This is a genomic window from Hominimerdicola alba (genome assembly GCF_900112155.1).
Lineage (GTDB): Bacteria > Bacillota > Clostridia > Oscillospirales > Ruminococcaceae > Hominimerdicola > Hominimerdicola alba_D.
Genome location: NZ_FOKQ01000030.1, coordinates 16,451 through 31,071, shown reverse-complemented (window position 1 = coordinate 31,071; position 14,621 = coordinate 16,451). Strand labels below are relative to the sequence as shown.

Sequence of the window (14,621 nt, the reverse complement as noted above, 5' to 3'; positions counted from 1 at the left end):
CCAATGGTCTTGCCTGTGCTGTCCTTGATTGTCAGAACTGCACCTTCGAGTTCTTCGGAACCTGTGATATCAAACTTGTTGATAGTTACCTTTGTCTTCTTCTGTGCGTCGTTAACAGTGATGGTATTGGTATCGCTGTCAACTTCATAGAAGCCTTCGCCGTTGTTATTGTTTGTTTCGTTAGTAACCTCAGTTACCTTGCCGTTCTCTACCTTAAAGGTGAGAGTGCTGTCGATAACGTCGTACTCGTTGCCGTTTTCGTCAACGATGTTTGTACCTGTCTCAGTCAGAGTGTAAGTACCGTCTATCAGCTCAACTTCAAGCTCCTTGCCGTTTCTGCCAGAAGTCCAGGGAGTGCCTGTTACGTTCTTGCCTGTAGAATCCTTGATAGTCAGTACAGCGCCTGTGATCTCGGCTGTGCCTGTGATATCAGTCTTTGTGATAGTTACCTTGGTGGTCTTCTTCTTAGCATCGCATACGGTGATGGTGTTGCTGTCCTCGTCGCAGAGAACGTAACCCTCATCAAAGTTGTTGTCGGAAGAGTCTGCCAGAACGCTGCTGTAAACATCGGTGATCTTTCCGTTATTTACAGTGAATGTAACGTTTGAAGGAATGATCTCGTACTCAGCGCCTGCCTTAGCAGAATCAACTGCTGTTTCAGTCAGGATGTAGGTTCCGTTTGTCAGACCCTTTACGATATGGTCTCTGCCGTTGGAATCCCATTCTTCGATCACTTCGCCAGCGCGGTCCTTGATAACAAGGTGAGCGCCTACTACTTCTTCAGAAGCAGTGATATCCTTCTTGGATACTGTGATATCGCTTCTTGAAGCATCACAGATAGTGATCGTGTTTCCGTTTGCCTTAGCATATCCTTCGCTTGAATTCTCGGGATTTCTCTCATCACTGGGAGCGGGAACAGTATCAAAGCTGATGTTTCCGTTATCGTCGATGATGAATATTACCTCGGAATCCATTACTTCATAGGTAACGCCGTCATATACAAAAGCATCGCCTGTTTCGGTAAGTGTGTAAGTACCTGGAACAAGACCGTTGATCTGTGCTGCCTCTTCGCCGGATACCCAAGTCATAACGAAATACTTGGCATCCATGTATGTTTCCCAGTTATTAAGTGTATTATTATTTGCGTTAGCGTTGATGATAGCGTTGATCTGATCATCTTCGAGACCCTTGACTCTCAGATCCAGCTGAGCGCCCTTGACCTCTTTCTCGCCTGTGATATCGGTCTTGTTGATGGTCACGTCTCTCTTGATCACAGCGTCCTTGATAGCATCGCATACAGTGATTATGTTATTGCTCTTGTCTGCCATAACATAGCTCTCGGTAGCGCCTGTCTTGGGAGTTGTCACAGCATCTGCGCGGTTTTCCTTAACTGCTGTCAGCTTGCCGTTATTAACAGTGAAAGTAACTGTAGACTTTACAACATCGTACTCGTTGCCGTAATCATCGATGATCTTCTTCTCGTCTGCAGCTTCCTCTGTAAGAGTATAAGTGCCGTTTACAAGACCTTCGATAACGTGCTCAGTACCGTCGGATATCCAGCTGTCTACCGAGTTGCCTTCCTCGTCAAATATTTCGAGCTTAGCAAAACGTACTTCGTTCTCGCCGGTAATATCGGTCTTTCTCAGTGTAACATCGGTGGTACCGATCTTCTGAGCATCGCATACCTTGATAAGTGTGCTGCCTGAAGCTGCATCTTCGCCTACTGCATAGTAGCCATCATCAGAAGTTCTGTTGAGAGAAACTACTGCTGCATCTGCAGAAGCTGCAGATCTGATCTTGCCTTCAACTATACTGAATGTCAGTGCGGAAGGTATGATCTCATATACTGTACCGTCAGTATCAGTGAAAGATGTACCTGTTTCTTCAAGTGTGTATTCGCCGTCAGCAAGTGCAACTTCCCAGTTCTTGCCTGATCTGGATGTCCAGGTCTCGCTGACTGCATTTCCTCTGCTGTCTGTACCTGTAAGCTTGAGCTTCGCATTAGCGACCTCTTTCTGACCTGTCAGATCATACTTGTTGATGATGATCTTGGTCGTATCAACTGCTTCAGCGTCACATACAGTGAACTTCTTTGCGTTGCCGTTGTAGAGGCAGTAGCCTGTATCTGAATCTTCATCGATACTGCTCTCAACGCCCCTGACATTCTCTATGGTGCAGTCATAGGAAGTTTCGTCAGCATCAGCAACAACGGTAAATGTTACCTTGGAAGGAATTACCTTGTAGATAACTCCGTCATCCTCAAATTCATCGCCTGTCTCTTCGAGGACATAATCGCCGGGAGCAAGTCTGAATTTGTGTGTGGTACCGTCGGATTCCCATGAGAACATCTTTTCGCCGTCAGCGGTATACAATTTCAGCTGAGCGCCCTCTACCTCTTCTTGTCCTGTGATATCCTTCTTATCTACAGAAACTACGGTAGTATTTCTGGGCAGGTCAGTGTACAGGAAGTGCCACTCACCATCGGGGTTGTTGACATAGCCTGCAGATTCCAGCCAGCCTGAGCTTGTACCCTTGATACGGGTAACGGAATCTTCATCGGGTATCAGGAATATACCTGTTGCCTTGTTGATATCCAGAGCCTTTACAGACTTCAGGTTCCATACGATATTTCTGGTAGCGTTCTGGTCCAGCCAGTAGTTCTTGCCGTGTTCCAGAGTATTCTCGTTGGAAGGAGTGGTGGACAGCTGATAATCAGCGTCACCTATACGTCTGATATTGAACTCGTCAATACGTGCTTCGGTGACTTCGTCAAAGTTGAATATCACCATCTGATCGCCCTTGAGCTCAATATGTACCTTACCGCTCTCTGCGATGTAAGGAGCGATAGCGTCGCCGTCGATAACGAGTATCGCATCATCGTCGTAGCCCGCACCGCTGATATAAGCTTTGCCGCCCATGATAGTAGGTGCAGCATTTACAGGCAGACCTGCCAGCTCATTTGAAACAGCCTGCATATTCTTGAGGATAGGATCGATAACGCCGTTTATAGTCGTTTTGTCCTCGAACTTCCTAGCGATACCGTCTCTGTCCATGGTCTCTTTCATGCGATCCTCACTGTCAAAGTGGAGAACTGCTCCATCTTCGCAGCAAGCGGCGGTATTATCGATAAAGAACTGACCGTCGGGATCGATACTGAAATCCTTGGAATCGAAATTCACATAATCTGAGGTTTCAGCATAATCGTTTATCTCATCGTTGAAATGAACGAATTCAGCAAAGTAGAAATGTCCGCCGAACTTGCCGCTGATATCAGGGGTGTTAGGCTGACCATTGCCCTCGTAGAAGTTTACAGCGTAGTTGGACTCGGTGTGGTTGCCCTGCTCAAATCTGTCGATGACCATACCGTAGTACAGACCCTCGCCCAGTATGGAGCGGAAATTATAGCCCGTTACCGATGAAGCCTTTGTAAAGCTGATATGCTCGGTATATTCGGGTATATCGGCATCGACCTTAGTCTGTCTGCCGTACTTGACGCTGCTGCCGTTGAAGAATCCGCCGTTTGCGATCTCGCCGCAGTTGCTGCGGTTAACAGCATTGTTTATGGAAAGGTCGCTGACAGAAGATCTCAGCAGTGTCACCTTGGTAGCAGAACCGTCATAATACTCGCCGCCCTCGGGAGAATTACCGTTGCTGTCATACCAGTCGGTTATATCGATATTCTTGCTTCTCTCGCCGTTAACGGTGAGTTTTTCAAGAACATACTTGTAATCAGTAGATGAAGTATCTGATTCGATAAACAGATAGATATTGTCATCTTCGGTGATGGTCGTAGGTGCGTCAAAGCTGAGTTCAACGCTGTACTTTGCAGGAGAGATCTTTCCGCCTACAGCATCAAAGTAGAATGTTCCTCCGTAAGAACTGTAGCCGCTGTATCCTGCATCGTTGAGCTCCATGCCATCGATATTGTCAACAACAGTGCAGTTTCTACCTCCGATGGCGTCTGAAAGAGTAAGATCCTTGCTCGGGTCTGAGTTTTTCAGGAATGTACCGTCCATAGTGACGATATCGGGAACTATCTCCCTCTCAGTCCAGCTGCCCCACAGTTCTGCAGCACTGACACGTGTCTGCCAAAGCGAAAAAGCGGGTGAAGTCCAGTCCGTGCCTTCGGCATTGATCTCGATAAGATCATATGCATCTTTTGACTCGCCTTCTTCAAAATACTTGAATGTAACGCCAAACAGATCGGAATCCTTACCCTGTGCATGAACAAGGAGATAATAGGTGTTATCCGATGTTGTGACACTTACGCTCTCGCCTGATGCGCTTTTGAAGTTTATCTTAGCATTTGTGTTCTGCGCCGACAGACTGTTGTCAGTATTGTCGCGTTCAAAACCTGTGACAGCTTCTGCCGAAGATGTCATAAGCACAGATGAAACTCCGGGAAATGCACCAAAAACGAAAGACGCAGCAAGTGCAGCAGATGTCATGCCGCTGATGAAACGTTTGCCAAATGTCTTTTTCATTGCTTTTTTCCTTTCGTAGTAGTATTTGACCTTTCTGCATGCACGTCTGATGTGCGCATTTTTACGACGAAACAGTCTAACCAGCCGCCTGCAAGAACATCACACCTGCATACAGAACATTATCCATGCACCGAACTTTCCCAAAAACGGCACACGGAATTTTACAAATAAGTAAAAACTTCTTATCCATCTTATTTTTACCCATTGCATATACATTTATTATACACAAATCTCTCACAACTGTCAAGGCATTTTCATATTTTGAGCGCCAAAAAAATCAAATAATTTATCCAAAAAATAAGCAGTCCATACAAAAAATAAAACGCCCGCATTCTGCGGACGTTTTATCGGGAAATAGGTGTTGGCATATCTCCAAGAATTTATACCAATAAATAAGTATACGAGCTCAATGACGTGCAGACACTCCTGCCGCCTTGTGTGCACCGCCGTCAACAAAGAAGCCAATAATATCGTAAGCCAGTGAATATACGATAAAACCGAGAACAAAGAACGATGCAAATGCGGGATAATCAAAGCTGTTGAACTTGGAAGCATCAAGCCATACGGTCATTTCTCTTATCCTGCATACCAGACCGGATATACCTGTGGATACCACGAACCACATCAGCATATACATTGCCTTATCGTGCTGCTCGCCGTTACCATTGCGCGACGTTACAGCGCGATATATCGCAGAAGCAGCCATAGGCATCACAAACCATTCTGCCAATACGATCATGTTAACGAATGAATACGAGCCAAATACTATGTCGGTCACAGCGAATGCTGCCCACGCAAAGAGGTTCATCAGTATCGTGAAAATAAACATGGCTGCCATAACGATCTTCCTTTCTGTAAAAATTGTAATAATTGATTGATGGTGTGCGTTTTGTTAATGCAAATTGAGTAATTTAAAACTCCGTTTAAATCTTGAACTTATTATAGCACACTTCACAAAGGTTTTCAAGATTTATTTTACATAACTTATCTAATGGCCACCGATAGGTCTTTGTGCATCATGTTTAATACAACTACAATTTCGCCAGATATTTGTTATTTTCTGTTGCTTTTTGTGATATAATTGTTCACGACGTGTAATTAGCTTAATATATTGAAATTTATGAAACCGCAAAATTGTGAACATCGCCCATCCGAATTGTAAGTATCGTCAAATCGATTATATGTTAATAAATATAAACAAAGACATATTTTATGTTATATTTTTAACAAGTCTCATTTTAGTTAATTGTTAACAATAATAATCTGTTAACATTTAGACTTTTCCTTACAGCACTTGATATAATTCGATAAGTTTTTAAAACGTGTGATTTGTTGCTGACAGCTGATTAAAACACCCATCGCCCAGGGGTTTAACACTATCCGACATTGTTCGCAGAAAAATATATATTCAACCCTTTGACAAAACAGATAATATGTGCTATACTATTCTATGTCAGTAAAACAAGGGAGGTCACGCCTGTGGCGATCGATAAAAAAGGCACAAAGCAGATAGCCGATAACCGCAAGGCGCGGCACGACTACTTTATACTGGAGACCATCGAGTGCGGCATCGAACTGGTGGGCACTGAGGTGAAGTCCATCCGCAAGGGCGGCGTTAACCTCAAAGACAGCTGGTGCAGCGTGGACGACGGCGAGATGTGGGTCAAGGGTATGCATATAAGCCCCTATGAACAGGGCAATATATTCAACAAAGACCCAAGACGAGTACGTAAACTTCTGCTTCATAAAAGGGAGATCATGAGGCTCTTCGGACAGGTACAGCAGGAGGGTCTGGCACTTATACCGCTTTCGCTGTATTTCAAAGGCAGCAGGGTAAAGCTGGCGCTGGGTCTGTGCAAGGGTAAAAAACTCCACGATAAGCGTGACGATATGGCTAAAAAAGCCGCTGACCGCGAGATCGAGCGAGCACTCAAGGACAGACAGAATTACTGATAATGGCATCAAAGAAAAAGATCGGCATCGAGTATGCTTTTCCTGTGACGATAGTTTCGCTGCTGGGCGTGTTTTTCATCATCATGGTGGTACTCTCTTTCACACAGGGCACTATGATGAAATTGTACAAAGATATCGGTGCAACACCGTGGAAAAAGCCGAATACGGTTATTTCCATAGGCGGCTCAAAACTACATAGCCATAAGGATATCATGTCAGCTGTCAAAGCCACGCAAGAGCTTTATGAGGACGAATGGTATACCTATAACGGTGCGTACCTTATGCAGCTTTCATACTTCGATGAATTCAACGAGCTGAAGAAGAACGAAAACAGCGGCGAGTGGATATATCTGGGTGCGACCATGTATACAGGCTACGGCAGTAATGTCAGCGAAGCCGACAAAGGCAAGTATCACAACGCCTACTGGGCAGTTGAAAAACACCCCGACGGCAGCTGGCTGTGTCGCGGGTGCGCAGAACTCACCGAAGATGTCAGCAAATAACAAATCAAAAAAGGGGATGTAAAGGTTTCGACGGGGGTCTTGAAGGACGATAAGCGAGTGGAGGAGCGCACTCTCCTTAAACGGCGTACGTTTTAAAATTAGACGACAACGATAATTTTGCAATGGCAGCCTAAGGGCAGCCCGTCTTGCCTGAGAGTACCACGGCTCGGGTAAAGGCGTCGACTAGTGGTGAACGTCTGTGGGCGATGGCTGTGACCCGCAGATGTATCGCAGCCTACTGAACCGAGGGGCGTGTCTGTTTGCCCGCGGCAAGGGAATCGGCGCAAGCCACAATAACCGACTAGACTCGTAGAAATTCGTGTGAATGGGCTTTCGGACAGGAGTTCGACTCTCCTCATCTCCACCAGAAACGCCCTTGTCGCTAACGCGGCAAGGGCTAAATTAATAATGAATAGCGAATAATGAATAATGTAGAATGTTCAGAGGAGCGTTTCTGTATTATTCGTTATTCACTATTCATTTTTCATTATTCATTAAGTGAGGTAATAAGCATGGAAAATAATAATCCCTTATTGGATAAATCACTGTAATTCGCTGCAAGGATAGTCAAGCTATATCAGTACCTCGTCAAAGAGAAAAAAGAAAGTATCATATCAAAACAAATAATCAGAAGCGGAACTTCAATAGGCGCTAATGCTAACGAAGCCGCCTATGGAGTCAGTCGGGCTGACTTTATCGCAAAAATGCAGATAGCTCTCAAAGAGACTGCCGAGACCGAATACTGGCTCAGACTTCTGATCCTCTCGGATTATATCGAAAAAGATCACGGAGAATCAATGCTAAGCGATTGTCTCGAGATCAAGCGTATACTCATTGCTTCGCTGAAAACCGCAAAGAAAAAGCCTAATATTCACCCGACTAACGGGCGCACATAATGAACACAAAAAAGACCGTCTCAACCGAGACGGTCTTTTGGTTATACGTTACTTCTTAACATACCTGTGCTTGTTTACATCGTATGTCTCGCGGCTCTTTCTGCCGAGGATAAGGAATATCACGCCGGCAGCTACTACTACGCCTGCAACTATACCAATTACTATCAGCTTGAAATTGCTCTTCTCCTCATCGACATCGTCCGATGAAGAACTATCCTTTTCAGTAACGCCGGCAGGTGCCTGGGTCTCAGCCGGCTTTGTGGTCTCAACAGCTTCGTTGCTGTCAGAGGTCACCTCGGAATCATCTGTTACCTCGGGCTCTTCTTTCGCAATAGTCTTGATATCAAAAGCATAAATATCGGTGCAGGTTATGGGAGATTTGCCTGTATCTCCAATGTATACAGTGGTAACGCAGGAGAAATCATCGGTTCCGTAAGCGTCCACCATGCTCTCGAAATCAAAAAATGCATACTTATTGTTGAAGATTACGGGAGCTACCTTGCCCCATACAGTGTTGTTCTTGGCTTTGGGCGAAACTGTGTCGTCCGTGCTCTGCATGATGAATTCAACAGGTGCCGAAACAACGTCCTTTTCAAGATCGGATTCATATACCGCGATAACATAGGAATTCTCTGCCAGCGTGCTGACATCGAACTGGTCAACACCTACAGATATGCTCTGACCCCAGTCCTGGCTGGTGGCAGGCCTTTTAGCGTGTACCCTTATTGTACGGCGGATATCGTTCTCTGCCATTTCGTTGGCGGACAGAACATTGGTAGCAGTAAATCCTGTGCAGGTAACTGTGCTTCCATTGGCTTCAACATCTATGGCAAATACCGATGAAAGCGCATTATCGCCGAGCGCCTCAGTAATATCCGCATAGGTGAACACAGCCTCGCCGTCCTTGGACTCTGAAGCCTCAACCTCAACAGTTGCGGGTGAACCGAAATCAAACTCGGTATCGTTGCTCTTATCCCAGTAATCAAGCACCAGCTTCACGGAACTCTTGCCGCTTTCTCCGCCGCTGTATGTTACCGTGACAGTGGTATCTGCAGTAAACTGAGAAGCCGCCAGATCTTTTGAATCCGCAGTAAAAGTTATGCCGTCGGCAGTTTCAACTGCCTTTTTTGTATCAAGTTCAACATCTCCTGCAAAGGCCGCAAAAGTGCTTGCCGCAGCAGCGGCGATCACAGCAGTGATAACAGAAAGTGTCCTTTTCATTTTATCTCTCCTTTATTGTAAATTTTTTAGCCTGGTTCGAGATTATTAATCTTGTTATTGTGAAAAAAACAGTTTTATCATTTTGATTATTATATCATACCTCATATTGCAAGTCAATTAAACTTTTTGCAGAATTTGCACAGTATTTTTCCATCACACGTATATGTATATGACAAATCAGAAAAGATTTTAACAATAACTCGATTTAGTATTATATTCGAGCACACGTTGTTTTACGTTACGAAATGTTAAGTTCATTATTCGCCCAGATAATGGAAATTTCGCCTGTATTTATGCAAAAAAAGCGTTCACGACAGCATACGTGAGCGCTTTTTTAAGACTTTATTCATTGCTATTTGATATGTTATTCCGATTTTTCAAACAGCAGTGCCCACATATCATAGAAGATAAATTTATAAAGTAATTTCACCAAAATATTTGACTTATTGTATTATCAGCTGCCGTGATATAAGAATTTTTGAAGTACAAATATATGAAACAGATTTTCCCGACATTACCTGTATCAATTTCGCTATCGTCAACCGGTTCGCACTTCTACGATCAACGATCAATTTTCATCTTATACATATTATACCATAAAATAGTTAATAAGTCAAGAGAAAAGCCACAGTATTTCCAATTTAGGAAAAATACTGTGGCTTGATGTTTCATATTAATAATCTGCTGACTTCGCCGTCATTACTTCATGCGGCTCTTGAGCTTGCTCTGCTCTTCTTCCATCAGCTTCATCAGATCTTCAAGTGATGCGCCGCTGTCTGCGCCGTTTGCACCGTTTGAAGAAGATACAGGTCTTCTTCTGCGGGGTCTCTGACCTGCGGGTCTTCTTGCAGGTCTTACAGGAGCTTCACTACCTTCAACCAGCTGGGAAGCCTTCTCGTAGTACTCGTCATCTTTCAGACGCAGGCTGCCGTTATCCTGCTGAGGTGCAGCTTCAGGCTGTGCGCCGTAGAATGCTCTTGGATCATTATATGCCTGAGCCTGAGGGTCGCCGAAAGCGCGAGGATCAAAATCGGGCTTAGCAGAAGGCTGCTGTACAGGCTGTTCGCTGAATCCCTGGATATCGGGAATTCTGGAAGGTGCCTTGGTAGCCTTTCTCACCTCAATATCAAAGTCGAAATCACCTGCATGAGGAGCCTTAACAGGCTTCTCCAGAGCGATATCGTCATCCTCTTCCTCATCGTCTTCCTCAAGTACGGGCTTCTTTCTGCGCTTAGCTATCTGCTCGCCCTCGCTCTTTCCGCCAAAGAGGAAATCATCAAGCTGTACGTTCTTCTCGCCTTCTTCTTCGTCCTCTTCTTCATCGTCCTCTTCTTCGGGAGAATGAGTTGCGATAGCGATAATAAGCTCGATAAGTACCAGCAGGAACAGTGGAACTACTGCACAGCATATCATGCCGAACTTCTGGGTAACAAAGTTTATAACCTTGCCTGCTGTAACAAAATAGCTTCCGCATATACCGATAGCATCGGAGTTATTTATCACATACTGCTTTCCTCCGTTGGAAACGATGCACTTAAAACCGTCCTTGCCATCTTCGTAGTCTAAGTTTGCCAGCCAGTAAACACCTGTGCCTTCATTCTCAACATTCTCGCAGAGTATCGGGCAGCCGATCTTGTTCTTGATATCATTTACTCCGTCAGATGCTATTACCAGCACGTTCTTCGGAACAGCCACAACAGGACTGTTATCAACGGTTTGTATAAGGTCTTCCTTAGTTATAAAAAGGCTGTACCCCAGCACGCTGGGCGTTACATCTTTATTCTTGAAGACTTTGCCGATGCCGAATATTATCAGCATTTCCAATATCATGAATACGATGAAGAACACCAATACGTTCTTGCCCGCACTCGATTTCTTGCTTGTGGAGACAGCTCCCATTTCTCAACATTCCTTTCATTTATAAAAAGCAAAAAGCTCATAAAATCAAGCTACATTCTATTATAACACATCCGCTTTAAAATTTCAACCTTGTTAACGGATTTTTCACTATTATTTTGTCACAATAGACAAATCGCGCCTTAATACGTTATTTTTTCAGCCTAATGGAGATATTGTAGGTCACAACATTGTTTATGACAGAATAGCCCGATGCCTTGTAGCCGAAATCGGGATTATCGGAGATCCCCTGCTTTATCATACCAAAAAGATCTTCGTTTCCCGTACCGTCGCCGAATACCCAGTTAAGCGTTGCATCAAAGCACTCCCTGTCGGAACATTTGACCCTTGCATACTCCTCGCCGTTAGCCATAGCGTCTCTTACTGCGTTTCTGAAAGCATCTTCCGCATCGTCGACAGTCTGTGCAAAATAACCGTAGTAGCGGTAATAATCACATTCCGTAGCAGCACAGGCAGGCTCGATGATAAACTTGTTATCGTCCTGCACATGGTTTCTGCTCATTTCTTCATCGGTAACGGAGAAATAATCGTACCTCAGATAATTCTCAGAGCTTTCAAACACAGGGTCGTCCCAGGTGATATCCGAAGCGTACCACTCGCCGTCCAGCATCACTTTGTTCCATATATGTCCCTGAGCAGTGCCATCCTCATTTATGCCCTGCCCGATAACAGGAAGACATGGTATGCCCGCTTTGTCACACAAAAGCATAAGCGCCTTTGAGTAGCCCTCGCACACCGCATTTCCGCCCACAAGACAGCCATAGGCGGTATAGCAGTCGCCGTCCGCCTCGTAGTAATAGCAGTTCTTCACCAGCGCATCGTGGATATATTTGTACTTCTGAAAATCTGTCCAATCAGAAACCATACCCGCATAGATATGGTCTATCGCCTGTTCAGTCAGCATATTGCGTATCTCGGAATCCTCGGCGCTCCTTGTGTAGGTCATGAATATCGCCGAAGCAAAGCCGTCAGCGTCCACCTGCACCGAATAGTTGGTATCTATATAGTCTATCTCGGGCGAACCCGTGACCACCATAACTATGAGCTGACAGATATCCTCCGAGCTCACCACATCATTCTTTATATATATGGTTTCTTCGCGGTCAGTGATGCCCTTGTATATCTGTCGGCAGACTGTTGCTTCGTCATCTGTCAGCCGCTGTGCGAAATAATCCGCCGCATAAGGCATTTCGACCTTTTCAGCTTCTTCTTTGCTTATGGAAAGATCTTCCGTTTCTGAGGATACTTCTTCTTTGACAACGACCTCGCCGCCTGCACCAGGAAGCTCGACTTTACTGCGTCTGGTAACGACCCTGCCCTCGTCCTTACCGGATATGACAATATCAGTTCCTGTTCTGCTGTCCAGTGTCTTATAGGCATAGTATCCCCCGCCCGCTGCCGCAAGAAGCAGTGCGAGCCCTGTAACAGCCGCCCAAATCTTTCCGCTCAAAGAAACCACTCCTTAAAAGCTCCGCAGAGCCTTTACTCGGTGCAAAGCTCTGCCCTGATCCTGCCTATCCTTCTGTCTTCTGCCTGCATTACCGTAAACTTTACGTTCTCCCATGTGACGGAAGCTCTTTCGCCGTCATCGGGGATATGTCCCAGCAGTTCTATTACCATGGCGCCTATCGTTTCAAAAGGGGAATCCTCCTCGGGTTCCTTGCCAAGGGCTTCCATAACATCCTCATAGCCCGCATTTCCCTCTATTTCAAAAACGCCATCGGAGATCTTGGTTATCTCCTCGCTCTCGTCGTCGAATTCGTCCACGATATCGCCAACTATAGTTTCTATCAGATCTTCAAGTGTAACAACACCCGCAGTTCCGCCGTATTCATCAACAGCCACCGCCATCTGTATCTTTTTAGCGGTAAGCTCCTTGAAAAGCTCTCCGCACTTCTGGCTTTCGGGCACGAATATCACTTCGCGCATAAAATCCTTAACTGTCCTGTCCTCAGCGCTTTCATGAAAAACCAGCGTAAGCAGATCCTTGGCGTAGATAACGCCCTGTATATCATCGATGCTGTCCTTGTATACGGGTATACGTGAGAATCCGCTCTCTATGGCAAGTTCAACAGCCTCGCGGATAGGTGCGCTCTCGTCTATGGCGGCTACCTCGGTTCGGTGAGTCATTACCTCGCCTATCTCGATATCGTCAAACTCGAAGATATTGCTTATCATCTCCGCCTGACTTTCCTCGATAGCGCCTGTCTCGTTGACAGCGTCAACCATCATGAGTATCTCTTCCTCGGTGACCGCTTCCTCGGCATTAACGTTTTTAACGCCGAAAAGCCTGAGCAAGGCAGTCGTAAGACCACAGCTGATAAGCTCTATCGGTCTGAAAAGTGCCAGCCAAGCGCGATAGATACCTGCCGTCCTCAGCAGGAAGTTCTCACCTGTTTTGCCCGCAGAGCAAAGCTTTTTAGGCACGCCCATGCACACCGTGCCCACCCATACAGTTATGAGCAATATGATCACCGCCCCGGAGCATATCCCCGCCGCGATATCATATCCGCCCCACATATCCGCAAAGGCTTTTTTCATAGGTGTAAAGAACCATATAAAAGCGCAGGCTGTCTGAAATGCTATAAGGGCGGTTCGGGCGATGAGGTTCACGTTCAGGAATCGCCCTGTATGCTCAAGCATTTTCGCCACAGATGCAGCGCGCTTGTCGGTTTCCGCAAGCTTTTTCAGCCGCGAATCGGATATCTCAGCAGCACTGCACTCGCAGGCATAAAAAAACGCTGTCAGAAGTCCGCACAGCACAGGTACAGCCGCGCCAATAAACCCCGGTTCGGGAACGTCCATCAGTCATCAAATTCCTTTCTTAACAAACATATACCGAACGCCGCACATAATATGCCGCATAAGCCAATATCTCGGCTCTGCTGACATCTTGCTCTCCGATCTGTGCCGCATTTCGGTATCCATACAACTGGTTTGGTATACAAAAAAGTTCACACTTTGATATTATATATATCATATCAAACATTGTCCTGATTGTCAAGGCATATTTCGCTCCTTTCAGACATTTTTCGTATATGTCAAAAAACGGCACAAAAAATTACCCGTTTTTTATCAAATTGTGTCCATAAGCAGAAGACTTGACGGTCAGCTATCTACCCACTCTTTACTTATATCATATAGTATGATATAATTTCCATGATATATAATACCCGCATTCAGGAGGATATCAATGAAAAGACTGAAGTTCATGAAAGACAGATACGGCTTTGATATGCTGTTTTTGGCCATAACGGCTCTGTGCCTGCTCATCGCACTGCTGACACGCACCGTGCTTTGGCGCATACCGCATCTATCAACAAGCGGTATACTCGGCGTTACAGGACTGACAATGCTGATAAACGTGTCCCGCGTTTTTTCAAAAGACATCACAAGGCGTGAAGCCGAGAATATCAGGTTCACCCTGTTTATCAACAAGCTGATAGGCAAGGGCGGCAAAAAAAGCAGCTACATAACAAACAACAAAGGCTATACCCCGCTTAGTCAGCTTAAATCAGCCCGACCAAAAGCTGTTTACTGTGAATGCGGCTGCAAGCTGGATGTTCCGCAGGGCAGCGGCATCAAAATAGTTGTTTGTCCTGTATGCGGCAAAAGAAGCTCCGTAAAAAACAGATAGGATATCAAAA

10 protein-coding genes and 1 other RNA gene are annotated in these 14,621 nt (G+C 45.4%); 5 read left to right on the top strand and 6 right to left on the bottom strand.

All coding sequences use genetic code 11. From position 1 onward, the window contains the following. Window positions 1-4,484: MSCRAMM family protein (locus BM265_RS20150; RefSeq protein ID WP_207646989.1), on the bottom strand; the 4,484-nt coding region annotated here is incomplete at its 3' end. Window positions 4,485-4,890: 406 nt separating this feature from the next. After that, window positions 4,891-5,322 carry a hypothetical protein gene (locus tag BM265_RS14650; RefSeq protein WP_074962703.1) on the bottom strand — a complete coding sequence of 144 codons (432 nt, stop codon included), beginning with the start codon at window positions 5,320-5,322 and terminating at the stop codon, window positions 4,891-4,893. A gap of 641 nt (window positions 5,323-5,963) precedes the next feature. Between BM265_RS14650 and smpB the strand changes: the two genes are divergently transcribed. The 4 genes from smpB to BM265_RS14630 all read left to right on the top strand — a co-directional run bounded on the left by smpB (window position 5,964) and on the right by BM265_RS14630 (window position 7,836). Continuing rightward, window positions 5,964-6,437, top strand: a complete 474-nt coding sequence (gene smpB / locus BM265_RS14645; RefSeq protein WP_074830224.1) for an SsrA-binding protein SmpB — start codon at window positions 5,964-5,966, stop codon at window positions 6,435-6,437. 2 nt (window positions 6,438-6,439) lie between these two features. Then, window positions 6,440-6,940 carry a PHD finger domain-containing protein gene (locus tag BM265_RS14640; RefSeq protein ID WP_074962702.1) on the top strand — a complete coding sequence of 167 codons (501 nt, stop codon included), beginning with the start codon at window positions 6,440-6,442 and terminating at the stop codon, window positions 6,938-6,940. Between the two features lie 12 nt (window positions 6,941-6,952). Continuing rightward, window positions 6,953-7,307: a transfer-messenger RNA gene (ssrA, locus tag BM265_RS14635) on the top strand. Between the two features lie 196 nt (window positions 7,308-7,503). After that, window positions 7,504-7,836, top strand: a complete 333-nt coding sequence (locus tag BM265_RS14630; RefSeq protein WP_242940863.1) for a four helix bundle protein — start codon at window positions 7,504-7,506, stop codon at window positions 7,834-7,836. A gap of 48 nt (window positions 7,837-7,884) precedes the next feature. Here BM265_RS14630 and BM265_RS14625 read toward each other — a convergent pair whose 3' ends face one another. The 4 genes from BM265_RS14625 to BM265_RS14610 all read right to left on the bottom strand — a co-directional run bounded on the left by BM265_RS14625 (window position 7,885) and on the right by BM265_RS14610 (window position 13,779). After that, a complete protein-coding gene (locus BM265_RS14625) occupies window positions 7,885-9,057 on the bottom strand; it encodes a hypothetical protein (protein ID WP_074962700.1) in 1,173 nt (390 codons plus the stop codon). A gap of 699 nt (window positions 9,058-9,756) precedes the next feature. Continuing rightward, window positions 9,757-10,956, bottom strand: coding sequence for a hypothetical protein (locus tag BM265_RS14620; RefSeq protein ID WP_074962698.1), 1,200 nt, complete (start codon window positions 10,954-10,956; stop codon window positions 9,757-9,759). A 148-nt stretch (window positions 10,957-11,104) separates the two neighbouring features. Then, complete coding sequence (locus BM265_RS14615) at window positions 11,105-12,433, bottom strand: transglutaminase domain-containing protein (protein ID WP_242940862.1); 1,329 nt, start codon at window positions 12,431-12,433, stop codon at window positions 11,105-11,107. 23 nt (window positions 12,434-12,456) lie between these two features. Continuing rightward, window positions 12,457-13,779, bottom strand: a complete 1,323-nt coding sequence (locus BM265_RS14610; protein ID WP_074962694.1) for a hemolysin family protein — start codon at window positions 13,777-13,779, stop codon at window positions 12,457-12,459. 388 nt (window positions 13,780-14,167) lie between these two features. Here BM265_RS14610 and BM265_RS14605 point away from each other — a divergent pair, with 388 nt between their 5' ends. Beyond that, the gene (locus BM265_RS14605; RefSeq protein ID WP_074962693.1) at window positions 14,168-14,611 is read left to right on the top strand and encodes a hypothetical protein; all 444 of its coding nucleotides are present in this window, start codon (window positions 14,168-14,170) and stop codon (window positions 14,609-14,611) included. Window positions 14,612-14,621 lie beyond the last annotated feature (10 nt).